Raw genomic sequence first — 26,185 nt, forward strand, 5'->3', positions numbered from 1 at the left:
ACGACGGCACGCGCCGGGCCGGTTCCCCGGAACGGCGGCGCACACCGGGGTGCGTCCCGCAGCGGGTGCGGTCCGGCGCCCGGAGTCAGGATAATGCGATCAGTTCACGGTGTGAGACCGCTGCCGTACGGGGCGTACAGATCCAGCAGCCTCACCCGGGCCGAGTGCAGCCGATGCGCCAGGACGCGGCCGACCCACTGGCCGATCGCCGAGCCGAACGCGGGGTCGGCGTCCATCAGCATCCGGACGGGGACCGCGTCGAACTCCTGGGCGCGTACCGGGGTCATGGCCTCGGCGCCCAACTGCCAGACGTACGGCGGGAACAGCCATGACCACCCCACGAGTTCGCCGAAGCCCAGGTTCTCGATCACGGCGGGTCGGCGGCCGGGAACGCGGATGTCCAGTGTGACGGTGCCGGACCGGATGATCCAGAACCGGTCGGCGAGGCGGCCCTCCTCGAAGACACGGGCCCCTTCGGGGAACTTGACGTCCCTGGCCATCTCCATCAGCCTGCCGCGGTGCTCGGTGGACAGGGCGGCTGTGATCCGTATCGAAGAGCTGCTCATCGCGGTGCCTCCGTTCGCCTCAAGCCCATCGTGAGGCGTCCGGGCGCCGAACGCACGGCCTGCCGCCGGAACCCCCGGCCCGCGGCCCGAACCTCCTGCCCGCTGCCGGGAACGTCGGCCGTCTGCGGGGAGCGTCGGCCGTGGACGGATCCACGGGCCGGGGGCCCGACCGCACCGGAACCGACGCCGCAACGACCTGCGGTGTCGGCCCGCGGCCCGTTGCGGGTGCCCGGGAGGCACCGAGGTTTTCCCCGCGCGGCCGCCCGCTCGTGGGGCGGTCGATCACTGGACGGCCGCGTCCCGGAGCGCGTCGAGCAGACCGCGCAGCGCCGGGGTGTCCGGCGCCGTGTCGCGGACGGCCGCGTGGACGGCGCGCACCGGCTCGGGCCGCCGCACCTTCCGGACCACGACACCGGGGTGGGGGGAGCGCAGTCCGGTCAGCGGGATCATGCCGATGCCGAGGCCGGCCGCCACGAAGCCCTGCGCCGTGGCGTAGTCCTCGCTGTCCACGACGAAGTCCGGGCGGAATCCGGCGGTGGCGCACGCGTCGACCACGGCGTCCAGGCACGGGCCGGGCCATTCGCTGCGGACCCAGGGCTCGTCGGCGAGCTCGGTGAGATCGACGACACGTCTCGTGGCCAGCGGGTGCCCCTTGGGCAGCACGGCCCGGTACGGGTCGTCGAGCAGATGCTCCAGGCGGACGCCGTCCACGGACCCCTCGTGCGGACGCACCACGAGGGCCAGATCGGCCTCACCCCGCACGACCTCCGGCAGGGGGTCCGACGAGCCGGTCAGCCTGAGCTCCACCCGGACGCCGGGGCGGTCGCGCCGCAGCCGGGCGAGGGCGGGCGCGACCAGCGGCGCGCCGACCGTGGCGAAGTAGCGCACGGACAGCCGGCCCGTGCGGCCCTCCCGCAGATCGGCCAGGGCCGTCTCCGCCTCCGCGACCTGGCGTCCGATGGCTGCGGCGTGCTCGGTGAGCAGCAACCCGGCCGCCGTGGGCCGTACGCCCCTGCCGACGCGTTCGAGCAGTGCGATGCCTGCCTCCTTCTCCAGGGTGGCGACCTGCTGGCTGACGGCGGACGGCGTGTATCCGAGCCGTGCGGCCGCGGCAGTGACCGAACCGCTGCCGACGACCGCCCGCAGGATCTGCATGCGCCTCACATCAAGCATGCAGTACAGGTTAATGGTGTGTGCACGACTTTTCACTTTTCCTGTCGAAAGGGAGGGAGGACCGTGGTGGTGGGCGACAGGGAGCACCGGCGAGGGGAGACGGGACATGACGAGCGGTGGACGGGGCGCGAGCGGACCGGGCGGCCCCGGACGGGGCGGTGCCGGGCGATGGACGGCGGGACGGTGGACGACGGCACGAGCAGGAGCCGGCCGACGGACGACCGGGCTCGGCGGAGCCCGGTGGGGCTCACCCGCTCGAGGGGCCACCGGTGGCGGGGCGATGGGTCGGGCGGCGGCCCTGGTCGGCGGCGCCCGGCGGGGCTCATCCGGTCGAGACGCCACCGGTGGAGGCGCCACCGGTGGAGGCGCCACCGGACGCGGCGCCGCAGCACGGCACACCGGCCGTGGTGACGGCATCGGGACCGTCGTGCGGATGGCGCTGCTGGCCCTCCTGTGGGGCTCGGGCTTCCTCTGGATCAAGATCGCGCTGAACCACGGTCTGTCCCCGCTCCAGATCACCGTGGCCCGCTGTGTCCTCGGCGCCGCCGTCCTGCTCGCCCTGGCCTTCGCCTCCGGCCGGCGGCTGCCGCGGGACCGGGGCACATGGGGACGGCTGGTCGTGGCCGCGTCCCTGTGCAACGTCCTGCCGTTCCTGCTCTTCGGCATCGGCGAGCAGACGGTCGACTCCTCCGTCGCGGGCGTGCTCAACGCGACCACACCCCTGTGGTCCCTGCTGATCGGCATCGGGCTCGGGACGGAGCGCGGACTCGGCCGCGTCCGGCCGGCGGGGCTCCTCCTCGGCTTCGTCGGGACGGTGCTGATCTTCGCCCCGTGGCGGGAGTCCGGACTGGTCGGCCCGGGCGCCCTCGCGCTGCTCGGCGCCGCGCTGAGCTATGCCGCCGCCTTCGCGTACATGGGCCGCACCCTGACGGGCCGGGGCATCGACCCGCTGGCCCTCGCCGCAGCACAGCTCGTCACCGCGAGCGGTCTGAGCCTGCTCGCTCTCCCGGCGACGGGCGCGCTGACGACGCCCGTGCGGGCCGATGCCACCGCGTTCGCCGCGGTCGCGGTGCTCGGGATCCTGGGGACCGGGCTCACCTTCTTCCTCAACTACCGGCTGATCGCCGACGAGGGCGCCACGGGCGCGGCCACCGTCGGGTATCTGCTGCCCGTGGTGTCCGTGGCGCTCGGCGCGCTCGTCCTCGGCGAGGACATCGGGCCCCGGGTCGTCCTCGGGATGGCCGTCGTCCTCGCGGGTGTCGCGATGACGCGCCGCACGCGCCGCGCGGTGCGTGGGGAGCCCGCCGCCGTACCCCCGCGGGACGACCCGGCCCGGCGGCACGGTGCCACGGCCTCGTGCCGGTGAGCACCCGCGCGCGCGGGGTCAGTGCGGCCAGTCCTTGGTGATCTCGAAGCTGTGCGACTCGCAGCCGAGGATCCGGCCCTCCTTGTCCGCGAAGGTGCCGGTGACCTGGTAGACGTCGCGGGCCATATGGCCGATCGGCAGCCGCTCCGGCGGCAGCACGATCTCGTACGGGCCCCCGCGGCGGTAGTCGCCGAGCAGGATCTCCTGATGGCCGACCGTCATGCCCTGCCGGGTCCGTTCGTCGATGAACCGCAGACCCTCCAGGTCCCGGCCCGCGCCCACGGCGAACTCCAGCCGCACCCGGAACTCCGACCCCTCCCGCAGTACCAGCGGTGCGGGGGGCGGCTCGGCACCCGGCCCCTGAGCGGGCGCCAGTCGTACGGGCATGTCGGGGCGGCCCTCCACCTGGATCGTCACGCCCAGCAGCTCGAACTCGGAGGTTACGTTCATCGCATGCGCCAGCTTTCGCCGCTCGTGAGAAGAACCGACGGGTATTTCAGCCTAGCCAGGCGAGCGCGGGGTAGTCGCCGCGTGGGGACCCGAAGCGCCCGGCGATGACCGAGGAGGGCCCGGACGGCCGCGCACCGCGTTGCGGCCGCCGAGCCTGAGCGAGGTGGGGGGAGGCAGTGCCATAGTCGGGGTCACCGGCAGGGACGGACGGAGAACCGGCAGGGACGGACGGAGCACCGGCAGGGACGGACGGAGCACCGGCAGGGACGGACGGAGAACCGCGCATGGTGTCAGCACAGGACGGTTGGCCCGGCAGCAGCAGCGGCGGCGGCCGGTTCACGGTCACGGCCCGGCCGGGCCCCGAAACGGGGATCGTGGTCGTCGAGATCTCCGGAGAGCTCGACCACGACACGGCGGAACCGCTGCGCACGGTCCTGGACGAGGCGGTCGCCGGCGGGGCGCGGCGGATCCTGGTGGACTGCGCGGAGCTGCTGTTCTGCGACTCCACCGGGTTGAACGTGCTGCTGCGGGCGAGGCTCGCCGCACAGGGCGGCGACGCACAGGTGGAGCTCGCCGCGCTGCGCCCGCAGGTCGCCCGCATGCTCGCCATCACCGGTGCGGGGGCGGTCTTCCCCCGGTACGCGAGCCTCGGCGAGGCTCTCGCGGGCCGACGGCAGGAGTAACCGTGAGCGCGGCACTTCCCCAGCAGGGCCAGACCCGTCGCCTCGGCATCTCGGGGACGAGGGGCGTGGTCGGCCGCTGCCGGGACTTCAGCGCGACCGCCCTCGCCGACTGGGAATGGCTGCCTCCGGACGGTCTCGCCAGGCCCCCGGGGGACGATCCGTACGCCTGGGACACGAGCACCGACACCGCACCGGACTGGGACGAGGAACGGCGGGCGGTCGCCGAGGACGTCCTGATGGTGGTCTCCGAACTGGTCACCAATGCCTGCCTGCACGCCGGAGGGCCGCTGGAGCTCGTCCTCAACTGCACGTCGGAGCGGCTCCGCATCGAGGTCAGCGACGCCAGCCCCGTACCGCCCCGGCCGCGTCCGCACGCCGACCCCGCCGTGCCCGGCGGGCACGGTCTCGTGGTGCTGGGCCGCCTCGCCAGGGCGTGGGGCTCGGCCCCGCGCGACGCGGGAAAGACGGTGTGGGCGGAGGTCTCGGCCCCCCGCCGGCCGTGAACGGGCACGGGGCGCCGACCCGGGCTGCCCGTGCGACAGTCGGAAAGGAGGCCGGGACCGGCGGATCGCACGCCGGGCGGGGCCCCGGCCACGGGACGCAGCACGAATCGGCACACGAGGTCGGCCATGGATGAACCCGGACACACTCGTCCCTCCGCGGGGCGCGAGTCCCTGGAAGAGGTCCGGCCACCGGCGGAACTGAGCGAGGAAGGGCTCAGGAAGCTCCTGGCCGGGCTCACGGCCGTGCGCGACGGCGACTTCTCCGCGCGGCTCCCCGAGGAAGCCCACGGGATCATGGGCGAGATCGCCGCCGTCTACAACGGCATGGCCGACCAGCTGTCTCTGGTCACCTCCGAGGTCACGCGGGTCGCGCGCGAGGTCGGCGGCGAGGGCCGGCTCGGCGGGCACGCCCGGGTGAAGGGCGTGGGCGGCGTCTGGCAGGAGCTGACCACCGGCGTGAACACCATGGCCGACAACCTCACCTCGCAGGTGCGGTCGATCGCCCAGGTCGCCTCCGCGGTCGCCCGGGGCGACCTGACCCAGAAGATCCGGGTCGATGCGCGGGGCGAGATCCTGGAGCTGAAGGACACCATCAACACGATGGTCGAGCGGCTGTCCTCCTTCGCCGAGGAGGTGACCCGGGTGGCCCGTGAGGTGGGCACCGAGGGCGATCTGGGCGGCCAGGCCACCGTCCGCGGGGTGTCCGGCACCTGGAAGGACCTCACCGACAACGTCAACTCCATGGCGAACAACCTGACCAACCAGGTCCGGAACATCGCCCAGGTCACCACCGCGGTCGCCCAGGGCGACCTCACCCGCAAGATCGACGTGGACGCGCGGGGGGAGATCCTGGAGCTGAAGACGACCATCAACACGATGGTCGACCAGCTGTCGTCGTTCGCCGCCGAGGTCACGCGGGTCGCGCGGGAGGTGGGCAGCGAGGGCCGGCTCGGCGGGCAGGCGGAGGTCGAGGGCGTCTCCGGCACCTGGAAGCGGCTCACGGAGAACGTGAACGAGCTGGCCGGGAACCTCACCCGCCAGGTCCGCGCCATCGCCGGCGTCACCAGCGCCGTCGCCGAGGGCGACCTCACCCGCTCCATCACGGTGGAGGCGCCGGGCGAGGTCGGCGACCTCAAGGACAACATCAACATGATGGTGGAGTCCCTGCGCGCCACCACCCGCGCCAACGAGGAGCAGGACTGGCTCAAGACCAACCTGGCACGGCTCGCCGGACTGATGCAGAGCAGCCGCGACCCCGTCCAGGTGGCCCACGTGATCATGGAGGAGCTGCCGCCGCTGGTCTCGGCCCAGTACGGGGCCTTCTTCCTGGCGGCGACGGGCGACGGCGAGGGCGACGGCGAGGGGCGGGCCGGGACCGAACTCGTCCGGATCGCCGCCTACGGCGCACCGCCCGCCGGCCCGTCCGGGGCGCCCGTCCGCTTCCGGCTCGGCGAGTCCCTGGTGGGTCAGGCCGCGCTCAGCCGCCGCACCATCGCCGTCGACGACCTGCCGCCCGGCTACGTCACGATCTCCTCGGGACTCGGCGCCGGAGCCCCCGGAGCGCTGATCGTCCTGCCGATCCTCGTCGAGGACCAGGTCCTCGGCGCCGTGGAACTCGCCGCGCTTCGGCCCTTCTCCGGCCTCCACCGCGACTTCCTCGACCAGTTCATCGAGTCGGTCGGCGTCATCGTGAGCTCCCTGATCGCTCACGCCCGCACCGACGAGCTGCTCGAGCAGTCCCAGCTGCTGACCGCCGAACTCCGCGCCCGCTCACAGGAACTGCAGGTGCGTCAGGAGGAGTTGCAGAGCTCCAACGCCGAGCTCGCCGAGAAGGCCGCCCTGCTGGCCGACCGGAACCGCGACATCGAACGAAAGAACCTGGAGATCGAGCAGGCGCGTCAGGAGCTCGAGGAGCGGGCCAAACAGCTCTCCCGTACATCGATGTACAAGTCCGAGTTCCTCGCCAACATGAGCCACGAGCTGCGCACCCCGCTCAACAGCCTCCTCATCCTGGCCCAGTTGCTCGCGCAGAACCCGGAGGGGAACCTGACGGAGAAACAGGTCGACTACGCGGAGGTCATCCACTCCGCGGGCTCGGACCTGCTGCAGCTGATCAACGACATTCTCGATCTGTCGAAGGTCGAGGCGGGGAAGATGGACATCCACCGCGAGCCGTTCGCCCTGGGCCAGTTGCTGGAGTACGTCGAGATGACCTTCCGCCCCCTGGCGACCGAGCGCGAACTCGAGTTCCGGGTCGTCACCGTGCCCGGGGTACCCGCCGAGATCACCACGGACGAGCCGCGGCTTCGGCAGGTGCTGCGCAACCTTCTCTCCAACGCACTGAAGTTCACCGAGCGCGGCGGAGTCGAACTGCGGGTCCAGAAGGCGTCCGACGACGAACTCCCCGAGCAGATGCGCGGCATGTCCGTGGTGGCCTTCCGGGTCCGGGACACCGGCGTCGGGATCGCGCCGGAGCACCTGGACACCATCTTCGGCGCCTTCCAGCAGGGAGCCCTCGCCATCGGGCGCCGCTACGGCGGTACCGGACTGGGGCTCTCCATCAGCCGCGAGGTCGCCCAGCTCCTCGGCGGGGTGATCGTCGCCGAGAGCAGGCTCGGCGAGGGCAGCGAGTTCACCTTCTACGTGCCCGTCGGCGGCACCGTGCCGCGCGGCGCGGCGTCCGGGGTCCCGCAGGGGCCGCCCGCACCCGCCGGGGAGACCTCGGCCGCACCCGGTGGATCGCTCGCCGGACGTGTGGTGCTGATCGTCGACGACGACGTACGGAACGTGTACGCGCTCACCGAGATCCTGGAGGCGGAAGGAGCGCACGTGCTCACCGCCGCAGACGGGCGCTCCGGCATCGAACTGCTCACCGCCCACCGGGAGGTGGACCTCATCGTGATGGACGTGATGATGTCCGGCATGGACGGCCACACCGCCACCGCCGCGATCCGCGACATGCCGGGCTTCGACGACGTGCCGATCATCACGGTCACCGCGAAGGCGATGCCGGGAGACCGTGCCATGAGCCTGGAGGCCGGGGCGAACGACTACATCACGAAACCGGTCGACGCCCACGACCTGGTCGAGCGCGTACGGCACTGGCTCGACCGCGACTGACCGCGACTGACCGGGGCGAGGCGGGGCGGGCCGGGGCGACGGCCGACCGAGCCGCTCGGCGAGCGCCGACATGTCGGTGGACGGCGGGCGAGGGCCGTCGGACGCGGACGCGAGCGGGTCGGCGGTGGCCGACCGGAACCGCCCCTGCCCGCAGGGCATCCCAGGTCTCACGAGACCCTGACGACCACCAGGCTCGTGTCGTCCTCCGTGTCACCGGTGACCGCGGCCAGCAGCGCGTCCGCCTGCTCGTCCAGACCGGCCGGGTCGAGCCGTTCCACCGCCCGCCGCAGTGTGTCCAGGCCCTCGTCGATACCGGTGTGCCTGCTCTCCACCAGCCCGTCCGTGTACAGCATCAGCGTGTCCCCGGGCTCCAGCCGTGTCACCGTCTCGTCGTACGCGGCGGCCGGCACGGCGCCCAGCAGGATGTTCCGCGGCGGTTCGAGCAGGTCGGCGACTCCCTTGCGCAGCAGTACCGGCGGCAGGTGACCTGCGCTGGCCCAGCACAGCGAACGGTCCGACGGGTCGTACAGGCCGCAGACGGCGGTGGCGGTCGGATGCCCGTGCGTCTGCAGCGTGACCTCGTTCAGCCAGGACATCAGCCGGCCCGGGGTGTGGCCGGTGAACGCCAGTCCCCGCAGAGCGTTGCGCAGCGCCACCATGCCCGTCACCGAGTCGATGCCGTGCCCCGCGATGTCCCCGGTGGCGACGAGCACCCGGCCGTCGGGCAGCGGCAGCACGTCGTACCAGTCACCGCCCACCCGGTACTCCTCGGCGGCCGGACGGTAGCGGGCCGCCACCTGCAGCCCGGGCAGCCGCTGCAGTTCCGGTACCTCGGGGACGATCGCGTGCTGCAGCTGGAGGACGAGCTGGTGCCGCAGCGCGGCCTGGGTCTGGGCGGCGGTCAGCCGGTCGAAGGTGGCGCTCAGCGCGATCTCCGTGTGGTGCTGCGCCGAGACGTCCTGGTACACGCCGGTGATCCCGGTGAGCACACCGCCCGTCATCAGCGGCTCCGCGGCGATCCGCACGTGGCGCAGCCCGCCGTCCTCGCGGACCGCCCGGACCACGGTGTGGGCGCCTTCCCCTCGCTGGGTCAGTTCCATCAGCAGTTCGTTGAGCTTGCCGGTGTCCTCCCGGTGCAGATGCGGGGCGAGCCGCCGCAGCGGCACCGGGGACGTGCCCGGCTCGAGCCCGAAGATCCGGAACGCCTGCTCGCTCCACCGGGACTTCCCCGTGATCAGGTCGTCCTCGAAAGCGGCCACGTTCTCCAGCCGGCCCAGCACCCGGCTGAGGGCCAGCCCGGGATCCGTGGCGCCGTGCCAGAACACCACCGTGCGGTCGGGGCCGACGGGGAGCACGCGTACGTCGTGCAGGGGGTCGGGGTCGCCCGAGCGGTGCTCGACGGGCACCCGGGCCGCCCGCTGCGGCGCCGCGGACTCCCGCGCGGTGCGCGCGAGCCGTACGAGGTCGGCATGCATGGCGGGGAACACCTCGGCGAGCGGCCGTCCGGCGGGACCGTGCACCTGGCGGGCCGAGTCCAGCGCCGAGCGGTTGAGGTGCTCGATGTGCAGGATCCCGCTCTCCGGGTCGGCGCGCAGGGCCATCGCGGGATGCGTCAGCAGATCGAGCAGCGGGGCGAGCACCCCGGGCTCGGGGGTGCCGGGAGCGCCGGCGTCCAGGATCCGTGCCGCCGGTACGGCGAGCCCGGTCAGCGCCCGCCGGACCGCGTCGTCCAGGGGCGCGGGGCCGGGCCAGTCGACGAGGGCGAGCCCGGTCACCGCACCTCGCTGCCGCAGCGGCAGCACCGCCCGCGCGGATCCGGGTGCCGGACCGGGCAGCGCCTCGGCCGCGGATGTGCCGTCGGGCAGCCACAGCGGCGTGCCCTCGCTCAGCACACGGTGCAGAGTGCTGCCGGCCGCCGGCGGCACCCAGCGCCAGTGGGCCGCCTCCAGCCGGTTCACCCCGGCCTGGCCGGCCAGTTCCAGGCAGTCCGTCTCGGTACGGCGGAACAGCCACAGTCCCCGGGCTCCGAGCGGGCGCATCCCGCCGTTCAGCAGGGTCGCCGCGATCTCGTCGACCGTGCCGCCCGTCTGCGCCGCCGCCTCGGCCGCCGCCTCGACGAACCGCGCCTTGCGGCCCGCCGTCCCGCCCACGTCGGCTGCGGCCCGCGCCGCGTCCGCCGCCCGAGGGCCGGCGTCGCCTTCCGTCCCCGGGCCGGTGCTCCCTTCCGTGCCCGGGCCGGTGCCGCCTTGGGACGCCGGACCGCCCGCCGCGCCCGATGGGCCGGTGGCTCCGTTGACGATGTCGGCGGCGAGGTCCTCCGGGCCGACGTCCATGGTCTCGGCCAGCTGGGCGAGGTGGTCCGCGGCCTCTCCCGGGGTGAGGGTGTGCTGTGCGACGAGCACCCCGCAGGCAAGGTCCAGCAGATGACGGCGGGCGACATCGCGGCGCAGCGCGGCCAGTTCGGCGGTGAGCTGCGTGACGGCGTCCGTCAGCCGGTCGGGCCCCGGCTCGACCGGCCCTTGCTCGGGCATGGTCATGTCGTCTCCAGCGTGACGAACCGGATTCTACCCGTGCACAACGCCCGGGGCCTCGGGCGGGCGGGCGGCGGACGGCCGCCGAACCCGATGGCGGGTCCGGCGGCCGTCACCACGGCGGTCAGGTGCCACGCGGCCGGTCCGCCCGCCGGCCCTGCGGCCCCTGGGGGCCGCGCCGCTGTGGCCGGTGTGTCTCCTGTCGCGCGTGCGGCGGCGGCCTCTCCCCGGCGCCTTCGCCGGTGTCGATCCGGCGGCGCAACTCCTCCGCCCTGCGATGCAGCCGTTCACGGTGTTCGGGGTCCTTGCAGCGCTCCGCGCCGCGGGTGAGCTCGTCGGCCATGAGCCGGAGCTCCTCCGACGTCCTGACCGGTTCGCGTGCTGTGCTCATGGCTCCTCCTTCCGGGCCCGGCTGCCTGAGGGCGCCGGGCCAGGGGCCATGTGTCAGGCAAACACGGCGGGGCCGCCGCCGCATCCGCTTTCGTCACCGGGTGTGACGAAAGCCCCGTCTGCCTGCGGTGTTCCTCCTCCGGTCGGGCCGGCCGCCCGTCGGGTCCCGGGGAAGATCCCGTACGGCCCGCTCGGGCGGCTCCCCGCCGCGGACAACGGGGCCGTGTCCGATCCCCAGGGCATTCCGAGGGCCTCGGGGCCTCGGGGGACTTCGGGCAGCTCGGGGACTTCGGCGCCCTCGGGGACGGAGGCACGGCCGGCGCGGCGCGTCGGCTGCCCGGCCCGCTCCCGGACCCTCCGCGCCCGCGTGCTTCGGTCCCGTTCGCCGGCCATGACTCCCCGGCTTCCCGCCCTTTTCCGGGATAACCGGGAGGAACCCGGGCAGGCGCGGGGTGTCAGGGAAGGGAGTTGGGTCATGACACAGCTGGTGAAGGACGTGATGACGACCGGAGTGCTGACCCTCCCGCCCGAGGCGTCGCTCGTGGAGGCGGCCCGGCTGATGCGTGACATGGACGTCGGGGACGTCCTCGTCGCGGACCAGGGCCGGCTGCTCGGGATGCTGACGGACCGGGACATCGCGGTGCGGTCGGTGGCCATGGGCCACAACCCACACGTCATGCCGGTCCGCTCCGTCTGCACCCCCGACGTTCTCACGGTCGCTCCGGACGCCGACGCCTCCCAGGCGATGAAGGCCATGAGGGATCACGGGGTGCGCCGGCTCGCCGTGGTGGAGGCCGGCCATCCGGTCGGTGTCGTCAGTCTGGGAGACCTCGCACGGGCACGGGAGCCGGGATCAGCCCTCGCCGGGATCAGCGCGGCACCGCCGAACAACGGGGCCTGAGCCGTCGCGGAGGCGGTGGCCCGGGCGGGGAGTGGGGCGATGGCCCCGGCGGAGAGCGGAAGGAAGTCCGGCCGGACTCCTCGGGGGTCCGGCCGGACTCCTCTCGTGTCGGCGCCGGGGTCCTCTGGCGTCTCGTGTCAGCGCCGGGGTCCCCTGGCGTCAGCGCCGGAGCCGTTCCTCCCGCGACAGCGCGGGTGCGTCAGGGATGTCGAACTCGTCTGTCACATGTGCCGGTTCGCGTAGTGCTGCTCGACGAGCCGGACCGTGGCGGGATCGTCGGCGTACCGCCCCTGCTCGAAGTCCGGCGCCTCCTTGATCTGCTGCTTGGAGCAGTCGAGGTGCACCACTTCCTGTTCGCGGTCCACGCGCGAGACGACGCCGGCCGGGATCAGCCGGCGGTGGCCGAAGATCCATGGCCCGGTGTCCACGACGATGTGGCAACGCCCCACGTCCTCGGAGTGCTTGTCGACCCTGCCGACGGATCCGTCGGTGGCCTCCACGCGGTATCCGACGAGCTCCGCGCCGGGTGCGTGTCCCGCGCTCTCCGGGAAGCCCCACATGTCCGCGCCCATGACGCCGTCCTTTCCGCCGGGGCCGCGAGTCCCCGAACTGGGTGGCCCCGCGCGGGCCGGCCGTGAGCAGGCGGACGCTCCCTCGGTGCTCCGGCGTTCAGTGTCCCGGCTTCCCGTCGTCCGCGAGCAGCGCCTCGCGCAGATCGGCCAGGACGCGGGCCAGCAGCCGGGATACGTGCATCTGCGAGATGCCGAGCCGTTCGCCGATCTCGGACTGGGTCAGGTCCTCCCCGAACCGCAGGGACAGGATGGTGCGTTCGCGTTCCGGCAGCCGGGCGATCAGCGGCTTGAGGCACTCCAGGCACTCGACGACGTCCAGGGCCGGGTCCTCCTGGCCGAGGCGCCGGGCGAGCGGGCTCTTGCTCTCGTCGTCCTCGAGCGGCTCGATCGAGCGGGCGACATAGCCGTTCGCGGCCTGCTGGCCCTCGACGACCTCCTCCTCCGCGAGGCCGAGATGGGCGGCCAGTTCAGCCGCCGTGGGGGCGCGGCCCAGGTCCTGCTCCAGGACGTCGTACGCCTTGGCGAGGTCCAGCCGGAGCTCCTGGAGGCGTCGCGGCACGCGCACCGCCCAGCTGGTGTCGCGGAAGAAGCGCTTGATCTCACCGACGACGGTGGGCAGCGCGAAGGAGGTGAACTCGACCTGGCGCTCCACGTCGAAGCGGTTGATGGCCTTGATCAGGCCGACCGTGCCGACCTGGACGATGTCCTCCATGGGCTCGCTGCGGCCCCGGAACCGGCCGGCGGCGTACTTCACGAGGCTCAGGTTGAGCTCCACCAGCGTGTTGCGGACGTACGAGTACTCCGCCGAGCCCTCGTCCAGCGTACGGAGCCGCCCGAACAGGGCGAGCGAGAGGGCACGCGCGTCCAGCGCGCTGATCTTCCGGAAATCCGGGATCTCCGGAAGATCGTCGAGCGCCGCCGGCCGGCTCGGCCGGGCGGCACCGACGTCGGGTTCACGGGTGATCGGGAAGCTGGACATGAGCGTCCTTCGACGGAAGGGGGCCGGCGCCACTGGCTGCGGCGGGACCGTCGGTCGGGCTCTGTCGGCCTGATACCCAAATGTGCCTATTTTGACTCATTCGGCGTTCGGGCATCCCTTTTCGATGCCCGAAACCCCTGAGAAGCGGCCATGCGCCTACGTGCGGTGAGGGATCGTCCACCGTCGGTGGAGGCGACGTCCGCGAGCGGCCCGCCGTCAGGGCAGGTAGCGCTCGAGCGCGGCCGCGCCCTTCTCCGCGATCTCCTTGCGGGCACGGGCCACGTTCTCGGGCGTGCACTCGCGGCCGGACGCCATCACCAGGTCCTCGGGGTCGAAGGGCCGTTCCGATCCGGTGAAGAGCTGAACCGGCCGCTGCCTGCTCTCGGGCTGCTGCTCTCCGGTGTTGTCCTGCTTCATGATCTGCCTCCGGGCGAATCCCGTAGCGGGGGACTGAATACCAGCATCACGCGGTATCCGGCGAGGTGCAGCCCGGCAGGCGAAACGGGCCGGGAATCCGGCCCGTTGTGAGCGGACGGCTACGCGGAGCAAGGGGGCGGCGGGTCCCGTCCGGTCGGTCCCGGGGAGGGTGTTCCGGTCCGGGAGCGCGTCCCTGCCGTCCGGCGTGCGTCAGGCGATCGACGCCGAGACGATCGCCGCCACCGCGAGGTTGCACGACGCCGTGACCCAGACCGCCGGGTGCGGCTCGGGCTCGACCAGCGTCGCGCCGAGCCTGCCCGGCGTCACCAGGTCCACCACCAGGAAGGCCACGGCCATCAGCACGAGCCCCAGCACACCGAACGCGGCCGTCGACACCAGGCCCTTGCCGAAGTCGTCGTACGTCGTCCAGATCGAGGTGAACACGATCCCGCCGATCCCCAGAAGCGCAGAACTCAGCAGTACCGCCGCGTTGCGGTTGCGCTCCTCCCAGATCTGGCGGCCGAGCTTGCCGGGCGTCAGTACGTCCACCAGCACGATGCCGAGGATCAGCAGCACGACGCCGAGGGCGCCGTAGGCGGTGGCCCGGCCGAGTCCGTTGACTATGTCCGTCATGGGGAAGGCTGTCTCCGTCGTCCGAGAATGATCGTGGTCAAGGCGCGGCAAAATGTATCGCACGCACCTCGTGGCGGGGACGGACTCCGCCCGGGCGGGCGCCGCCCGAGAGGCAACGGGCCCGGTGGGCGAGAGCCCCGCACGCCGTTGTGGCCAGGAGGCCCCGGACGCCGTTGTGGCCGGGCGGGCACGACGTCCGGAGCCGTGGAGTACCCGCGCCCGGACAGGGAGCCGGCCGGTCGTGGGTACGTGCCCCACCAACGCCCGCGCGGCCCACGACGTCACCCCCGGCGACCCGTTCCTGCGCCGCCGCGTTCGTGACCTGCGTCTCCTCCCCGCCCAGGTGCGCTAATTCAGTACGCAAGTGCCCTTCCCGCAGCCGAGAATCAAGGCTCACGAACGGGAGGACACATGAGCCAGGCGCACCTGACTCTTCATGAGCTGCTGCCGCCGCAGGAACTGGCCGCTGCCATCGACGCGGGTCACGTGACCCGCAAGAGCCACCCCCGGCTGCCGCTGTCGATCTACACCTACACGAGGACGTGCCAGTACGAGCGGGTGTGGAACCGGGTGACCACGCGCTGCCGCGGTCTCGTCGCCGACGACGAGACCGGTGAGGTCGTCGCACTGCCGCTGCCCAAGTTCTTCAACGTCGGTGAGCACGAGGCCGGTCAGCCCTACGCGCCCGCTCTCCCGGACGAGCCGTTCGAGGTGTACGAGAAGGTCGACGGAAGCCTCGCCGTGGTGTTCCACTACGCGGGGCGCTGGCAGGTCGCGTCCAAGGGGTCGTTCATCAGCACCCAGGCCCGCTGGGCCCAGCGGCTGCTCGACGGCAAGGACACCTCGGCGCTGGTGCCGGGAGTGACCTACCTCGCCGAGATCCTGTACCCGCAGAACCGGATCGTCGTCGACTACGGCGACCGACGCGACCTGGTGCTGCTCGCCGCCTTCGCCCACGACGGCCGCGAGATCCCGCTGGACGAGGCAGCCGCCGGCTGGAAGGGCATCGGCTCCGTCGTCACCGTGTGGCCCGCGATGCCGCTCGCCGAACTCCTCGCGCTGGCCGACTCCAACCGGCTGCCCGGGGGCCGGACGGCCACCGGAACCGACGCCGAGGGCTTCGTGCTGCGCTTCGTCTCGGGTGTCCGCGCCAAGGCGAAACTGGCCGAGTACGTACGGCTCCACAAGGTGCTCACCGGTGTGACGGAGCGGGACATCTGGCGCGGCCACGGCATCCAGCGCTTCGCCGGCCGTCCCGCGAAGCAGCTGGCCCAGGCGCTCAACTGCTCCCCGGCCGACATCGAGGCGTCCGGCGGCAGGCCCCTGGACGCACTGCTGGAGCAGGTGCCCGACGAGTTCGACGCCTGGGTGCGGGAGGTGATCGCGCGGATCGACACCGAGGTGGCGGAGCGCGAGCACGCCATCGACGAGGCGTACCGCTCCCTCGCCCATCTGGCCGGGGACCGGGGCGCGTTCGCGCGCGCCGCGAAGGCACTGCCCGACGCCGCGGTACGGCCCGCCGTGTTCCAGCGCCTGGACGGCCGCCCCACCGACCTGATGACGTACCGGTCCGTCCGGCCCCAGGCGTCCGACCCGTTCACGTCCGACGAGGAGAACTGAAAGTGCCCGTAGTACACGTCATGACCGGACTTCCGGCCTCGGGCAAGACCACCGCGGCGCGCGAGCTGCAGGCCGGGGCCGAGGGCAGGATGCGCCGCGTCAACCTCGACGACCTGCGGCGGATGCTCGACGTTCCGGCACCCGAGCGCGGCCGGTCGCACGCCCATGAGCAGACCGTGCTGGCGATCCAGGACGCCGCGGTGCGGGCCGCCGTGGAGGGCGGCTTCGACGTCGTCGTGGACAACACCCATCTGACGCCCCACATCCCCAAGCGGCTGAAGGCGGCGGTCGCCGGGCAGGCGACCTTCGTCGTGCACGACTTCACCGACGTGCCCGTGGAGGAGTGCGTCCGGCGTGACGCCGGGCGGGAGCCGGCGGTGGGCGAGGAGATCATCCGGATCCTCGCCGACAAGCACACCAAGGCCACCCGGGGCGGCTGGCGGCTCACCGCCGAGTGGCTGAACGACGAGCCGGCGGTCGAGCCGTACGTCCCCGACGCGGCGCTGCCGGCGGCCGTGATGTGCGACATCGACGGCACCCTCGCCCTCCGCGGCGACCGCGGGCCCTACGACTTCACCCGCTGCGAGGAGGACCTGCTCAACGTGTCGGTCCGCAACGCCCTGGGCTCCTTCCGCCGTGCCGACGGCGACGTGATCGTGCTGCTGTCCGGCCGCGGAGAGGAGCACCGGGAGCGGACGGAGGCGTGGCTGGAACGGCACGACGTGCCCTACGACGAACTGTGGATGCGCGCGGCGGGCGACCCGCGGCGCGACGACGTGGTGAAGGCGGAACTCTTCGACCGCCACGTCCGCAGCCGGTTCGCCGTACGGGTCTCGCTCGACGACCGCGACCGTGTCGTCGCCGTCTGGCGGCGTATGGGCCTGCCCACCTGGCAGGTCAACTACGGCAGCTTCTAGCCCGGGCCTTCACCGACGGCAAGATCTCCTTCGCCTTCGACGCCGAGGTCGCCGAACTCCACGAGGAGAACGGCATGCGGTACCCGGCCCTCGTCCGACGTCGTCGCGCCGCGGCTCGCGGTCCGGTGACGTCGTCGGCGGACGTCCTGGGGCCGCCGGCCGGCCGCCGGCCGGCGGTGGGCGCCCGGTCGGCCGTCCCGGTCGTCCGGCCGGCGGCCGTCAGCGGCGGCCCGTGTGCCGGCAGCCGCCTGTCCACGACGAGCGCCGGTGCCGGAGACGGCCGTCACCGGCTCCTGCGGCCGTGCGTGCGTTCGTGGACGGGCGGGGCCGGGGAGGACGCCGCGCGTGGTGTGTCCTGCGACAGTGCGTGCGTTCGTGGACGGGGCGGAGGCCGCCGGCCGGCGGCTGCCCGCCGGTGGCCCTTCGGCGCACGGTCGTCGGCCCGGGCCGGGCATGGGCGACCGCCCTACGCCCGGCCGTCCACGGGCGTTGGAGCCGCCGGATGACCTGCGGCGCCACCGCCCCGCGGCGGTCAACCGCGCTTCCTCCGGCGGCGCGCCCCGAAGAGCACCAGCCCGGCGGCGACGATGCCGCCCGCCGCCAGGGCCGTGCCGGGCCGCTGCCGTACGGCGGTGGCGAGGGTACGGGCCCGCCCGCCGGGTCGTGTGTTCAGGTTCTGCGCCACGGCCGCCGTCCCGTGCCGCGTCGCGGTCCGGGCCGCGACGGACTTCTCGCGTGCCCGCGCGGTCGCCCTCAGCGCCTTCTCCTTGGCCTGCGCGGCGACCACCGAGGCCCTCGCGCTGATCCGGGACTTCGCATCCATCCTCGCCGTCGATACCGCCACGGTGTCACCTGCTTTCGTCGGAATCCGAGGTCGTCCCCGGTCGGTTACCCGCCCCCGACCGACGCACACGGGCGCACACGGGGACGTCTCCGGCGGGTGCCCACGGGGACCGACCCCGGGGGGTTGCCGTCCGTGGGGCGGCTCCTGACCGTCGGTCGGGCCCGTACGAGCCCCCGGCCGCAGGACGCTCAGCAACCCGCCCGGCGCTCGTCCTCCTCGCTCCACGCCGAGGTGTCCCGGGGCTCGACGTACAACTCCGCGTCCTCAGGACGACCGCCGGCGATCGCCCGCCGGCGCGCGAGTTCGGCGTCGAACTCCAGCCCGAGCAGGATGGCGAGGTTGGTGATCCACAGCCACACCAGGAAGACGATGACGCCGGCGAGGGCCCCGTAGACCCGGTCGTACGAGCCGAAACGTGACGCGTACAGCGCGAACCCGCCCGATGCCGCCAGCCAGATGAGCACGGCCAGGGCGCTCCCCGAGGTGACCCACTTGAAGCCGTGGGCGCGGGCGTTGGGTGCCGCCCAGTAGAGAAGCGCGATCATCAGCGTGACCAGGACGACGAGCACCGGCCACTTCGCGATCGACCAGACCGTGACCGTGGTCGCCTCGATGCCGAGCGCCTCCCCGGTCCTGCGGGCGAGACCGCCGGTGAACACGACTATCGCGCCGCTGAGCACGGCGAGCACCATCAGGACGACCGTGAGGGCCAGCCGCAGCGGGGCGATCTTCCACAACGGCCGGCCCTCGGGCACGTCGTACACGGCGTTCGACGCGCGGATGAACGCCCCGACATAACCCGACGCCGCCCACAGCGCGGCGGCGAGGCCGATGACGGCCAGCGCCGACCCCAGCCCCGTGTGCGCCTGCAACTGCTGCACCGCGCCGGTCAGGATCTCCCGCGCGGGGCCCGGGGCCAGCTTCCTGAGCATGCCGAGGATCTGGGTGGTGAGCCGCTCGCCCGCGGCACCGAGCAGAGCCACCAGGAGGAGCAGGGCGGGGAACAGCGACAGGATCCCGTAGTAGGTCAGCGCCGCCGCCCGGTCGCCGAGCTCGTCCGCGCGGAACTCCTTGATCGTCCCGCGCAGTACGGCCGCCCAGGACTTCCGCGGCGTCCCGGTGGGCTTGTCCGGCGCCCGGCCTCGTGCGGCCTCCGGCCCCTGAGGTCCCCGGTGCTCACCGCCCTCGGTTTCGCGTCCCGCTTCGTCCGGCGCACCCGGCCCCGATATGTGTGTCATATCCCGCAAATAACCGGCACTCAGGACCGCAAACGGCAACGCCGTCGGCGGATCAGTGGATCACGGGGCGTGCGGCCCGCTGTGCCTCTCGTGCGAGAACCGCCGCCCGATGACGAGCAGGTCCACCGCCGCGACCAGCGCGAGGACACCGCACACGACGGCCAGTGCGACGAGCACCGCCGGTCCGGGGGAGTCCAGGGGGCCGGACGTGCCGGCCCAGATCGCGAACAGGACGGTTCCCGCGACGAAGACGGGCAGGGCGACGAGGGAGAGCACCAGGCGCAGGGTCAGTGCGCTCCGGGCGGTGACGGGCTCCGTTCCGGTCCGGTGCGACATGGGGCCTCCCACACTGGTACGGGGCGGATGTCGCGCCGGGCGAGGCCCTCGCGGCCGGCCCGGCTCGTTCCTCCCCCTCCCGGACGTACCCGCCGGGCGCCGCGCCGACACGGTGACGGGCCCGGTCGGCGACCTCGTACCGAGGGCTCTCCGTCCGTGTCCCGGATGACACGGGCAGCGACGACCGTACGCCCGCCCCGGAGCGGTTGTACGGTGAAGGGAACTGCTTGCCGTGCGCCGCCGGAGGTCGCGGAGGGGGACCGGTCGGGGCGCCGATCCGAGCGCCGTCCACGGCAGGTGCGAACAGCGGCACCCCGGGTGTTGGTCCTCCGGCCGAAGCGAGGCGACTTTCGATGTTGATGGCACACCCTGCGGTCCTGGACCACCTCGTGGAGCAGTACGAGACGCTCAGACTCCTGCACGCCGAGAACGGCAACGAGGCCGTGCGCCGACGCATGGACGACGTGGCGTACACCCTGTGCGTGTCCACGGGGACGAGCGACGTCGACGCGGCGCTGATCGCCGCGCGGTTCCACCTTCCCGGGGCCCGGCCGGAGGACGACTCCGTCCTGCCCGCCTGACCGCACCCGGCACGGCACTGCCCGCCGAGAGGCCCGCCCGGGCTGGATCGCCCGGCACCGGCCGTCGGCGTACCGTCGGAAAGAGGGCATACGGGGTGCAGCTCCGTCCGCCGCGGCGAGGTGGGGACGGGACGGCCCGGCGAAGTGAGGCGAAACGCGATGAGTGCCATCAGCCGCGACGATGTGGTGCGCAGTGTCTTCTCGACGACGGACGCGGAGCAGGGCAGGGAGTATCTGGCCTCCGCCTACGGTGCCGACATCCGCATGGGAACGCCGTCCTCCGCCGATGCGCCGTTCCGGCACGAACGGCGCGCGACGGCCGGACTGTCCCTGGACACGGTGCGGATACCCGCGGAGGCCCGCTACTTCCTGGAGCCCGTGCGGCAGCTGCTGATGACCGAACTCCTCTCGGGCCGTCAGGACGTCGAATGCGCCGGCAGCGACAGCAGGTGGCTGCCGGGCGACGTCATGCCCGCCGGCCGGCCGGAACTGCCCCACTTCACCTACGCCGACCACGTCGAGACGCGTACCGCGCGGATGGAGCCCGAACTGCTGCGCGACGTCGCGGGCTTGGGCGAAGAGGAACCGCGCGAGCCGATGCGGATGTCGCGGCCCCAGGCGCCTCCGCCCGCGGCCGGGGCGGCCGTCTGGCACGCCGCGACGCGCCGGGCCTGGGACCTGTTCGGCGAGGACAGCGTCGCCGGCACACCGCTGTCGCGCGACGCGGCGGCGCGCATGGTCGCCGCCGTGGCACTGTCGATGTTCCCGAACAGCTACACCGAGCACGACCCCCTCGCCTCCGGCACCGGCAACGTCGGGGAGGCGACGGTCGACCGGGCGGCACAGTACATCCACGACCACGCCGACCGTCCGATCTCGCTCACGGAACTGGCCGCCGCGGCGGGGGTGTCCGCCAGGACCCTCCACGACGGCTTCCGCCACTTCCACGACACGACCCCGATGGGCTACCTGCGCCGGGTACGACTGGAACGCGCACACGGCGAACTCCAGGCGGCCGAGCCGGGGTCCGGTGAATCGGTCGGCACGATCGCCGCACGCTGGGGCTGGGACGACCAGGGCACCTTCTCCGCCGCGTACGGCCTGGCCTACGGGATCCCCCCGACCCGGACACTGACAACCGCGGGCGCGCCCGGCGGGGAGGCACGGTGACGGAGGGGCGGCATCGCCGGGCCGGAGGCGGTCACAACGTCAGCCCGCCTGCCGCCAGTCGATCACGCACGTCGCTCACCAACCCCTTGCCCGCACTGTCAGTTGGGGTGAGCAGTTCTTCGAAGGCCCGAAGGCGACGGAACGTCACTGCGTACACCGTCTGCTTCTCCAGGGGAAGCCGGAGCATCTGGAGACGCCGGATGCCGACCCTCGACGAGCTGATGGCATGGGTGCCGGCCTGGCGCCCGTTGGCCGGCGCGCACAGACAGCCGGCCAGGAAGTGGGCTTCCAGCTTCTCCGCATCCACCCGCAGGAGGTAGAGCTGAGGGCCCAGGGCCATCGGCGGTCCTTCGTGGACCCACGCCTTGAAGGCGCGAGCCACTCCGGTGACCACGACGTCGCCCTCCTCGGCGATGGCCGGGGCCGAGCCGGTGGGGACCACCCCGCTGGGAGTCCCGTTGTGCAGAAGGTCGGCGATGGTGAGCAACGGGACGGCGGCCCCGCGAGCCGCTGCGGCCGACTCCGGCGGCTGCTGGCCGGCGCGCAGTGTCAGTGCCCCGGCTTTGACGAGGTCCCCCACCGTCGTGGTGGTCTGTGAGGTCCCGGCCTCTCGAGTGCGGACAGATGCCGCGCATGATCGGCCATGTCGGTCAGCAAGGACCCGAACTCGTCCCACTTGCCGATGAGTTCCCTACGGGACGGTATTGGTGTTCTCGTTGGTGTCACGCTGCCAGGGTGAGTGCGGGTCGCAGAAGTAGATCGTGAAGCCGGTCAGCTCTTCTATTTCCTCGTGGTGGTACAGCTCACGGCCCTGGTCCCGGTGAGTGTGCGCCGCAGGGAGGCGGGCCATCCGGCGGTCTGGGAAGCCCCGTACAACCGGGTCCGCAGCCGTCTACCCACTCCCTACCGCGAGCACGACGTACGGCCGTCGTTCCTGGTCAGCGGGCCATCCGCCCTGTCAGGCTGACACTGTGACCCACCATCAACTCACCGACGAGGCGAAGCCACCCCTCACTTCCGTCCGCCAACTGACCCTGCGTTTCAGCAGCACGAGACGCGGCGCCCGCCTCGCCCGCCAGCTCGCCGCCCAGCAGTTCACGGAGTGGACGGGACTCTCGTACGACTGCGACCCTGCCAGTGCCGTCGCCCTGGTCACCGCCGACCGTTGGGGATGCGCCGTCCGCGACGCGCATACGAAGACGGTCTGGGCGGAGATGCCGCTCCGCACCACGGGCTCGTGAGGCCGGCCCACCCCTCGTCCGGGACAGGCCCGGCGGAAGCCGCCGCGACGCCTACGAAGGCGACCCGTCAGTGACCGGCGTAGTGCTCCGCTAGCTTCTCGATCTCCCGGGTCCACAGCAGCAGGTTGTCCCCCGACCGCTTGTACGGTGCGCGCCGGGCCAGCTTGAAGAAGCCGCCGGACGGCCAGCCGCTGTCCTTCAGCACCACGAGCGCCGACAGCAGGGGTAGCGATCCGTCCGGGCTCTCCCGGACGGAGGCGTCCTCCAACAGGTAAGGCATGGGGCCCTCGTAGGCGGGGACGTGATGACCGAGCCGCGTCAGTTCGCTGCTGAGATCACCGTACGGAATGGGCACCGCGCCCTGGCGTGCTCGTGAACGCAGGATCTCGATCACGGCGTCCAGAGCCTGCTCGTACTCAGGCGTGCCCTTCTGCATGTCCTCTCCCGACCTCGAATTCCGATGACTGTCGAACCTATGCCACCGGCGGTGCGAGCACGGCTCGAATGCGCGAAGTGCAGCATGCGGCCCTTGTGAACTGAGTGCATGGGTCCCATGCTGATGGCGATCGACCGCCGCCCACCCTCTCGGCGGGCAGGCGCGCGTGGCCGGGGGGAATGCGTGAACGGGTGGCGCGGCCTGGCAGCGTGTGCGCTTCCCCGCTCCGCAGCGATGGCACCGGCTGCCGGGCGCCACGGTGCGGCAGGCCAGGAAGTCGGGTCGGGCCCGAGTTGCGCCGGCCGACGACGCCCCGGCCCGAAGAGGTTCCGAACCATGAGGAACTGGTGTCTGCTTGGACCTCGACTCCACCTCGGCGAACGGGAAGCGTGCCCTGGCCCTGTCCGGGCCGGCACCTGACTCTCCCGCATCGGGAGACCTCGGCCGTGCCCGGCGATCGCCGCACGCACCCCGACCAACCACAACTGCGACAGGCGACTTCAGGAGCGGGCGATGGACAACGAGATCCAGCTGGTCAGCGACGATGACGGACTGATGGTCATCGGGAACGCGGCCGATGTCGACCGCTTCCTCATCTCGGAGGGGCTGTCGTCGTCGAAGGATCTCGGGCCGCAATGGCTCAGGTCCGTCTTCGGTGCCGGAGCCGCGGTCGCGCAGGCGGGTTCGGAGTTCGCCGCGGAATCCGGTCGCTGGGTGAAGCTGACTCCGAAGTCGGCACAGCTCGTCAAGAAGTACGGGCTGAGGGAAAGCGCGAAGACCGGCTTCGGTACGGGTGTGGTGAAGGGGCAGAAGGGCCAGATCAGAGGATTCGTGGAGTTCGTGAAGGGACCCCGATCGTTTCTGACCAACCCGGCGGCTCTCGCCAACGCCGCGAAGCTCATGTCGCAGGTTGCGATGCAACAGAGCATGGACGAGATCACCGACTATCTCGCCGCGATCGACGCGAAGGTCGAGGACGTGTTGCGCGCCCAGAAGGACACGGTGTTGTCCCGCATGATCGGAGTGGGCATCGTCATCGACGAGACCATGACCATCCGCGAGGTGAGGGGCAGGGTCGACGAGACCATGTGGTCGAAGGTGCAGGACGCGCCGACGTCGATCGCGGAGACCCAGGTGTACGCCTTGCGTCAACTCGACGCGATCGCGGAAAAGATGGAGCGGCAGTCCAAGATCGGTGGTCTCGCCGCGACGGTCAGGGAAGCCGAGTCCCCGGTTCGGGAGTGGCTCGTCGTTCTGGCTCGCTGCTTCCAACTGCAGGACGCGATCGCCGTGCTCGAACTCGACCGGGTGCTGGACGCCTCCCCGGAGGAGCTGGACGGTCACCGCCTCGGACTGAAGGCCGCCCGGCAGGACCGGCAGGAACTCATCTCGCGGAGCACCGAGCGGCTGGTGGCGCGGATGGATGCGGTCGCCGGCACGGCCAACGCGAAGGTGCTTCTGCACCCGGCCAAGTCCCCGGCTGTGGTCCAGTCGAGCAACCATGTCTCGATCGGCGTCCATGACTTCCACGAGCGGCTCGGGATCGAGTCCGGTCGCCGGTCGTCGGAGGCGAGACGATGGGTGGACGCGGCGGCCGAAATCAGGGACAAGGCGCTCGAGACAGGAGCGAGGGGTGTCGATGCCGCCAGAAGCCGCGGCAAGGTGACCCTCGACCGGGCCAACTCGGTCACGGGGCAGACTCGCCGGCGGGATCGCCGAGCGAGCGCGCCGTCGGCGCGGGGGCGAGGCGGACGGGGACGAGCAAGGCTGAGTGAGCGCCGCCCGACTCGTCGGGCGAGCTGACCTGCTGACCCTCGCGGTGCCGAAATCCCGTCGAGTTCCTCCCGGGCGGCGCGTACCCTGCCGACATGTCCCACGCGAAGACCTCGTACGTCTGCCTGCCCTGCCGGGCCTCGTACAAGCAGCCGTACGACCGTGACAGGGAGCGGATCTGCCCCCGCTGCACGAAGTCACTGATCCACGTGGGCTCCGCTTTCGCCGCGCCCCGCCGCCGGGACACCGCGGCCTGGCGGACGCTGTCGGTGCTGCTGCACGCCGGCGTCCGCTTCCACAAGAGTTGTTGCGGCGGTCCCGGCTACCGCCCCCGCACGGTGAGGGAGGTCCGCGAGCGGATGACGTACGCCCGGCGCAGCGGCGAGCCCTTCGCGCGGTCGCTCGTACGGTACGACGTGCCCTCATCCCCACCGCACAGTTGAGACGAGCAGGCGCGGGCGGGGACCGAGCCATGCGTGCGGAGGCTGGTTCTTCAACCGACCGGCACAGGGAGCGAGAAGGCGACCCTGTGGTCGAGCCCGCGGATCGTGGGCGGCGCCGTGAGCGGGCCGATTGACCGGATCAGCTTGTTCCGGGTTGCGGCGGCCGGCGCGTGCGGCAGGACCTCGTGATGGACAGTTGGGAAAGCGATTTGGCTGGACCGGAGGTCCTGGAGGCGATCCTTCTGGCAACGGACCGACCGTGCCCGCATCGGTCACGGAGCCGGTCCGCCGCAACACCCGGCGTCGGGCACCCCCGGCTCGGACCGCGCAGCCCGGTCGCCGAAGGAGCATCAGCCACGCTGGATCGAGGTGCGGCGTCACCCGGCGATCAGGACTGCTGCCTGCGACGGGCCCGAGAGGCGCGCAGATTGACGGCGTTGCCGCACACGCGTACGTCGTGCCAGACCCCGCTGTTGTTCCGCGAGCGGTCGAAGAAGGCAACGGCGCACTTCTCGTAACGGCAGGTCTTCAGCCGCTGCCAGGTGCCGTTGCGCTGCGCGTCGTACATCTCGCCCAGCAGGGCCGAGGCGACCCATCCGACGCCGCGCCCTTCCGGGTGCGCCTCGATCCGGCCGTCGGAGCTCAGGCTGAGCCGCAGCGAACCGGTCGGCCCCGGGATCGGACCGGACGGGCCGTGGTGTTCCAGGATCCCGCGCAACCGGTCACGGAGTGCGCGCAGCCGGGACAGGTCCCGCTCCGTGAGCGCGATGTCGTGCGGAGGACCGCTGCCGGTCGCCTTCGTCCACTGCTCCAGTGCGGCGTTCAGCCACTCCTGGGCGCACTCCACCTCCCCCAGCAGGTCCGGGTGGCTCGGCCCACCCACACCGATGGTGTTGAGCAGCTCCTGCACCAGGGCGAGCCCGTCGGGAGCGGGTTCCATGCCGAACCGTTCAGTGGCCGTGTAGGACATAGGCAAAGCCTAATCGGTTGCGTTGCACTTCACGTTGCATGACATAGGTAAAAGTCTTACGGTTATGTCGAGTGGGGAGGGGCGGAGCGGCAACGCCGCCGCTCCGGCCGACCGCATCCCGCCGAACGAACGGACACGTCATGCCGGTACAGCCGCAGGATCCGCACGTCAGGCAGCTGCTGCGCGAGGTGCTCTCGGCGCACGGAGGGCTGGAACGCTGGAGCCAGGTGCGCACGGTGCGGGCCACCATCGTTACCGGCGGCTCGCCGTGCGGGATGGAGGGCTTGATGCAGGACCGCGTCCGCGGGAGATGACGGTCTCCGCCCCCACCC

General features: G+C 72.3%; 27 protein-coding genes and 2 pseudogenes. 13 read left to right on the forward strand and 16 right to left on the reverse strand.

Translation table 11 applies throughout. The features are described from left to right. Positions 1 to 104 precede the first annotated feature (104 nt). Together QRN89_RS31410 and QRN89_RS31415 are read right to left on the reverse strand one after the other, a co-directional pair. Positions 105 to 566, reverse strand: coding sequence for a cyclic nucleotide-binding domain-containing protein (locus tag QRN89_RS31410; RefSeq protein WP_290352798.1), 462 nt, complete (start codon positions 564 to 566; stop codon positions 105 to 107). 282 nt (positions 567 to 848) lie between these two features. Continuing rightward, complete coding sequence (locus QRN89_RS31415; protein ID WP_290352799.1) at positions 849 to 1,739, reverse strand: LysR family transcriptional regulator; 891 nt, start codon at positions 1,737 to 1,739, stop codon at positions 849 to 851. A gap of 433 nt (positions 1,740 to 2,172) precedes the next feature. Here QRN89_RS31415 and QRN89_RS31420 point away from each other — a divergent pair, with 433 nt between their 5' ends. Beyond that, positions 2,173 to 3,105, forward strand: a complete 933-nt coding sequence (locus tag QRN89_RS31420; RefSeq protein ID WP_290352800.1) for a DMT family transporter — start codon at positions 2,173 to 2,175, stop codon at positions 3,103 to 3,105. 18 nt (positions 3,106 to 3,123) lie between these two features. Here QRN89_RS31420 and QRN89_RS31425 read toward each other — a convergent pair whose 3' ends face one another. Next, a complete protein-coding gene (locus QRN89_RS31425; RefSeq protein ID WP_290352801.1) occupies positions 3,124 to 3,555 on the reverse strand; it encodes a rho GDP-dissociation inhibitor in 432 nt (143 codons plus the stop codon). A gap of 284 nt (positions 3,556 to 3,839) precedes the next feature. Between QRN89_RS31425 and QRN89_RS31430 the strand changes: the two genes are divergently transcribed. The 3 genes from QRN89_RS31430 to QRN89_RS31440 all read left to right on the forward strand — a co-directional run bounded on the left by QRN89_RS31430 (position 3,840) and on the right by QRN89_RS31440 (position 7,861). Continuing rightward, positions 3,840 to 4,238, forward strand: coding sequence for an STAS domain-containing protein (locus QRN89_RS31430; RefSeq protein ID WP_290352802.1), 399 nt, complete (start codon positions 3,840 to 3,842; stop codon positions 4,236 to 4,238). A gap of 65 nt (positions 4,239 to 4,303) precedes the next feature. Then, positions 4,304 to 4,741: an ATP-binding protein gene (locus QRN89_RS31435; RefSeq protein WP_290353935.1), complete on the forward strand. Its 438-nt coding sequence runs from the start codon at positions 4,304 to 4,306 to the stop codon at positions 4,739 to 4,741. 126 nt (positions 4,742 to 4,867) lie between these two features. Beyond that, on the forward strand, positions 4,868 to 7,861 hold the full coding sequence (locus QRN89_RS31440; protein ID WP_290352803.1) for a HAMP domain-containing protein: 2,994 nt from the start codon (positions 4,868 to 4,870) through the stop codon (positions 7,859 to 7,861). 167 nt (positions 7,862 to 8,028) lie between these two features. On the opposite strand, the gene QRN89_RS31445 is transcribed toward QRN89_RS31440, so the two are convergent. Both QRN89_RS31445 and QRN89_RS31450 read right to left on the reverse strand, forming a co-directional pair. Then, complete coding sequence (locus QRN89_RS31445; RefSeq protein ID WP_290352804.1) at positions 8,029 to 10,398, reverse strand: SpoIIE family protein phosphatase; 2,370 nt, start codon at positions 10,396 to 10,398, stop codon at positions 8,029 to 8,031. Positions 10,399 to 10,516: 118 nt separating this feature from the next. Next, positions 10,517 to 10,783 carry a DUF6381 family protein gene (locus QRN89_RS31450; RefSeq protein WP_290352805.1) on the reverse strand — a complete coding sequence of 89 codons (267 nt, stop codon included), beginning with the start codon at positions 10,781 to 10,783 and terminating at the stop codon, positions 10,517 to 10,519. Between the two features lie 474 nt (positions 10,784 to 11,257). On the opposite strand from QRN89_RS31450, the gene QRN89_RS31455 reads away from it, so the two are divergent. Further along, positions 11,258 to 11,683: a CBS domain-containing protein gene (locus tag QRN89_RS31455; RefSeq protein ID WP_290352806.1), complete on the forward strand. Its 426-nt coding sequence runs from the start codon at positions 11,258 to 11,260 to the stop codon at positions 11,681 to 11,683. Positions 11,684 to 11,904: 221 nt separating this feature from the next. Here QRN89_RS31455 and QRN89_RS31460 read toward each other — a convergent pair whose 3' ends face one another. From QRN89_RS31460 to QRN89_RS31475, 4 genes are all read right to left on the reverse strand, one after another. Continuing rightward, positions 11,905 to 12,255 carry a PRC-barrel domain containing protein gene (locus QRN89_RS31460; RefSeq protein WP_290352807.1) on the reverse strand — a complete coding sequence of 117 codons (351 nt, stop codon included), beginning with the start codon at positions 12,253 to 12,255 and terminating at the stop codon, positions 11,905 to 11,907. A 97-nt stretch (positions 12,256 to 12,352) separates the two neighbouring features. Then, a complete protein-coding gene (locus QRN89_RS31465) occupies positions 12,353 to 13,234 on the reverse strand; it encodes an RNA polymerase sigma factor SigF (RefSeq protein WP_290352808.1) in 882 nt (293 codons plus the stop codon). Positions 13,235 to 13,450: 216 nt separating this feature from the next. Further along, positions 13,451 to 13,651 (reverse strand): hypothetical protein, encoded by a 201-nt coding sequence (locus tag QRN89_RS31470; RefSeq protein WP_093661412.1) that lies wholly within the window; start codon positions 13,649 to 13,651, stop codon positions 13,451 to 13,453. 210 nt (positions 13,652 to 13,861) lie between these two features. After that, complete coding sequence (locus tag QRN89_RS31475) at positions 13,862 to 14,284, reverse strand: DUF350 domain-containing protein (RefSeq protein WP_290352809.1); 423 nt, start codon at positions 14,282 to 14,284, stop codon at positions 13,862 to 13,864. 411 nt (positions 14,285 to 14,695) lie between these two features. On the opposite strand from QRN89_RS31475, the gene QRN89_RS31480 reads away from it, so the two are divergent. After that, positions 14,696 to 15,904 carry an RNA ligase gene (locus QRN89_RS31480; protein WP_290352810.1) on the forward strand — a complete coding sequence of 403 codons (1,209 nt, stop codon included), beginning with the start codon at positions 14,696 to 14,698 and terminating at the stop codon, positions 15,902 to 15,904. 2 nt (positions 15,905 to 15,906) lie between these two features. Then, positions 15,907 to 16,821, forward strand: coding sequence for a phosphatase domain-containing protein (locus QRN89_RS31485; RefSeq protein WP_290352811.1), 915 nt, complete (start codon positions 15,907 to 15,909; stop codon positions 16,819 to 16,821). Positions 16,822 to 17,353: 532 nt separating this feature from the next. Here QRN89_RS31485 and QRN89_RS31490 read toward each other — a convergent pair. The 3 genes from QRN89_RS31490 to QRN89_RS31500 form a co-directional block, all read right to left on the reverse strand. Beyond that, complete coding sequence (locus QRN89_RS31490; protein ID WP_290352812.1) at positions 17,354 to 17,644, reverse strand: hypothetical protein; 291 nt, start codon at positions 17,642 to 17,644, stop codon at positions 17,354 to 17,356. A gap of 209 nt (positions 17,645 to 17,853) precedes the next feature. Then, positions 17,854 to 18,903 (reverse strand): YihY/virulence factor BrkB family protein, encoded by a 1,050-nt coding sequence (locus QRN89_RS31495; protein ID WP_290352813.1) that lies wholly within the window; start codon positions 18,901 to 18,903, stop codon positions 17,854 to 17,856. Positions 18,904 to 18,963: 60 nt separating this feature from the next. Further along, on the reverse strand, positions 18,964 to 19,239 hold the full coding sequence (locus QRN89_RS31500) for a DUF6343 family protein (RefSeq protein ID WP_290352814.1): 276 nt from the start codon (positions 19,237 to 19,239) through the stop codon (positions 18,964 to 18,966). A gap of 353 nt (positions 19,240 to 19,592) precedes the next feature. Between QRN89_RS31500 and QRN89_RS31505 the strand changes: the two genes are divergently transcribed. Further along, positions 19,593 to 19,820: a DUF5133 domain-containing protein gene (locus tag QRN89_RS31505; RefSeq protein WP_290352815.1), complete on the forward strand. Its 228-nt coding sequence runs from the start codon at positions 19,593 to 19,595 to the stop codon at positions 19,818 to 19,820. 159 nt (positions 19,821 to 19,979) lie between these two features. Beyond that, positions 19,980 to 20,990, forward strand: coding sequence for a helix-turn-helix transcriptional regulator (locus QRN89_RS31510; protein ID WP_290352816.1), 1,011 nt, complete (start codon positions 19,980 to 19,982; stop codon positions 20,988 to 20,990). Positions 20,991 to 21,021: 31 nt separating this feature from the next. Here the strand turns inward: QRN89_RS31510 and QRN89_RS31515 are convergent, their stop codons facing one another. Both QRN89_RS31515 and QRN89_RS31520 read right to left on the reverse strand, forming a co-directional pair. After that, on the reverse strand, positions 21,022 to 21,570 hold the full coding sequence (locus QRN89_RS31515; protein WP_290352817.1) for a hypothetical protein: 549 nt from the start codon (positions 21,568 to 21,570) through the stop codon (positions 21,022 to 21,024). A 123-nt stretch (positions 21,571 to 21,693) separates the two neighbouring features. Beyond that, positions 21,694 to 21,815, reverse strand: a pseudogene (locus QRN89_RS31520) (IS30 family transposase); the annotation flags it as partial. Between the two features lie 146 nt (positions 21,816 to 21,961). On the opposite strand from QRN89_RS31520, the gene QRN89_RS31530 reads away from it, so the two are divergent. Then, complete coding sequence (locus QRN89_RS31530) at positions 21,962 to 22,231, forward strand: hypothetical protein (protein ID WP_290352818.1); 270 nt, start codon at positions 21,962 to 21,964, stop codon at positions 22,229 to 22,231. A gap of 67 nt (positions 22,232 to 22,298) precedes the next feature. On the opposite strand, the gene QRN89_RS31535 is transcribed toward QRN89_RS31530, so the two are convergent. Next, entirely contained in the window at positions 22,299 to 22,667 is a 369-nt protein-coding gene (locus QRN89_RS31535; RefSeq protein ID WP_290352819.1) for a hypothetical protein, read from the reverse strand. 513 nt (positions 22,668 to 23,180) lie between these two features. On the opposite strand from QRN89_RS31535, the pseudogene QRN89_RS31540 reads away from it, so the two are divergent. Beyond that, positions 23,181 to 24,438: pseudogene (locus tag QRN89_RS31540) on the forward strand (hypothetical protein). Between the two features lie 97 nt (positions 24,439 to 24,535). Continuing rightward, a complete protein-coding gene (locus QRN89_RS31545) occupies positions 24,536 to 24,883 on the forward strand; it encodes a deoxyxylulose-5-phosphate synthase (RefSeq protein WP_290352820.1) in 348 nt (115 codons plus the stop codon). Between the two features lie 388 nt (positions 24,884 to 25,271). Here the strand turns inward: QRN89_RS31545 and QRN89_RS31550 are convergent, their stop codons facing one another. Beyond that, positions 25,272 to 25,853: a CGNR zinc finger domain-containing protein gene (locus tag QRN89_RS31550; protein ID WP_290352821.1), complete on the reverse strand. Its 582-nt coding sequence runs from the start codon at positions 25,851 to 25,853 to the stop codon at positions 25,272 to 25,274. 140 nt (positions 25,854 to 25,993) lie between these two features. On the opposite strand from QRN89_RS31550, the gene QRN89_RS31555 reads away from it, so the two are divergent. Further along, the gene (locus QRN89_RS31555; RefSeq protein WP_290352822.1) at positions 25,994 to 26,167 is read left to right on the forward strand and encodes a hypothetical protein; all 174 of its coding nucleotides are present in this window, start codon (positions 25,994 to 25,996) and stop codon (positions 26,165 to 26,167) included. The last annotated feature ends 18 nt before the right edge of the window (positions 26,168 to 26,185 follow it).

The sequence above is a fragment of the Streptomyces sp. HUAS CB01 genome (assembly GCF_030406905.1).
In the GTDB taxonomy this organism is placed as follows: Bacteria; Actinomycetota; Actinomycetes; order Streptomycetales; family Streptomycetaceae; genus Streptomyces; species Streptomyces chengbuensis.

What these genes read in the sequence shown, in the direction of transcription:
- QRN89_RS31490 (WP_290352812.1), bottom strand. Translation starts at nt 17,644, where the DNA reads ATGGATGCGAAGTCCCGGATCAGCGCGAGGGCCTCGGTGGTCGCCGCG.
- QRN89_RS31440 (WP_290352803.1), top strand. Translation starts at nt 4,868, where the DNA reads ATGGATGAACCCGGACACACTCGTCCCTCCGCGGGGCGCGAGTCCCTG.
- QRN89_RS31535 (WP_290352819.1), bottom strand. Translation starts at nt 22,667, where the DNA reads ATGCAGAAGGGCACGCCTGAGTACGAGCAGGCTCTGGACGCCGTGATC.
- QRN89_RS31545 (WP_290352820.1), top strand. Translation starts at nt 24,536, where the DNA reads ATGTCCCACGCGAAGACCTCGTACGTCTGCCTGCCCTGCCGGGCCTCG.
- QRN89_RS31555 (WP_290352822.1), top strand. Translation starts at nt 25,994, where the DNA reads ATGCCGGTACAGCCGCAGGATCCGCACGTCAGGCAGCTGCTGCGCGAG.
- QRN89_RS31505 (WP_290352815.1), top strand. Translation starts at nt 19,593, where the DNA reads ATGTTGATGGCACACCCTGCGGTCCTGGACCACCTCGTGGAGCAGTAC.
- QRN89_RS31425 (WP_290352801.1), bottom strand. Translation starts at nt 3,555, where the DNA reads ATGAACGTAACCTCCGAGTTCGAGCTGCTGGGCGTGACGATCCAGGTG.
- QRN89_RS31430 (WP_290352802.1), top strand. Translation starts at nt 3,840, where the DNA reads ATGGTGTCAGCACAGGACGGTTGGCCCGGCAGCAGCAGCGGCGGCGGC.
- QRN89_RS31445 (WP_290352804.1), bottom strand. Translation starts at nt 10,398, where the DNA reads ATGACCATGCCCGAGCAAGGGCCGGTCGAGCCGGGGCCCGACCGGCTG.
- QRN89_RS31510 (WP_290352816.1), top strand. Translation starts at nt 19,980, where the DNA reads ATGAGTGCCATCAGCCGCGACGATGTGGTGCGCAGTGTCTTCTCGACG.
- QRN89_RS31410 (WP_290352798.1), bottom strand. Translation starts at nt 566, where the DNA reads ATGAGCAGCTCTTCGATACGGATCACAGCCGCCCTGTCCACCGAGCAC.
- QRN89_RS31495 (WP_290352813.1), bottom strand. Translation starts at nt 18,903, where the DNA reads ATGACACACATATCGGGGCCGGGTGCGCCGGACGAAGCGGGACGCGAA.
- QRN89_RS31470 (WP_093661412.1), bottom strand. Translation starts at nt 13,651, where the DNA reads ATGAAGCAGGACAACACCGGAGAGCAGCAGCCCGAGAGCAGGCAGCGG.
- QRN89_RS31475 (WP_290352809.1), bottom strand. Translation starts at nt 14,284, where the DNA reads ATGACGGACATAGTCAACGGACTCGGCCGGGCCACCGCCTACGGCGCC.
- QRN89_RS31420 (WP_290352800.1), top strand. Translation starts at nt 2,173, where the DNA reads ATGGCGCTGCTGGCCCTCCTGTGGGGCTCGGGCTTCCTCTGGATCAAG.
- QRN89_RS31500 (WP_290352814.1), bottom strand. Translation starts at nt 19,239, where the DNA reads ATGTCGCACCGGACCGGAACGGAGCCCGTCACCGCCCGGAGCGCACTG.
- QRN89_RS31415 (WP_290352799.1), bottom strand. Translation starts at nt 1,739, where the DNA reads ATGCTTGATGTGAGGCGCATGCAGATCCTGCGGGCGGTCGTCGGCAGC.
- QRN89_RS31450 (WP_290352805.1), bottom strand. Translation starts at nt 10,783, where the DNA reads ATGAGCACAGCACGCGAACCGGTCAGGACGTCGGAGGAGCTCCGGCTC.
- QRN89_RS31480 (WP_290352810.1), top strand. Translation starts at nt 14,696, where the DNA reads ATGAGCCAGGCGCACCTGACTCTTCATGAGCTGCTGCCGCCGCAGGAA.
- QRN89_RS31550 (WP_290352821.1), bottom strand. Translation starts at nt 25,853, where the DNA reads ATGTCCTACACGGCCACTGAACGGTTCGGCATGGAACCCGCTCCCGAC.
- QRN89_RS31455 (WP_290352806.1), top strand. Translation starts at nt 11,258, where the DNA reads ATGACACAGCTGGTGAAGGACGTGATGACGACCGGAGTGCTGACCCTC.
- QRN89_RS31465 (WP_290352808.1), bottom strand. Translation starts at nt 13,234, where the DNA reads ATGTCCAGCTTCCCGATCACCCGTGAACCCGACGTCGGTGCCGCCCGG.
- QRN89_RS31460 (WP_290352807.1), bottom strand. Translation starts at nt 12,255, where the DNA reads ATGGGCGCGGACATGTGGGGCTTCCCGGAGAGCGCGGGACACGCACCC.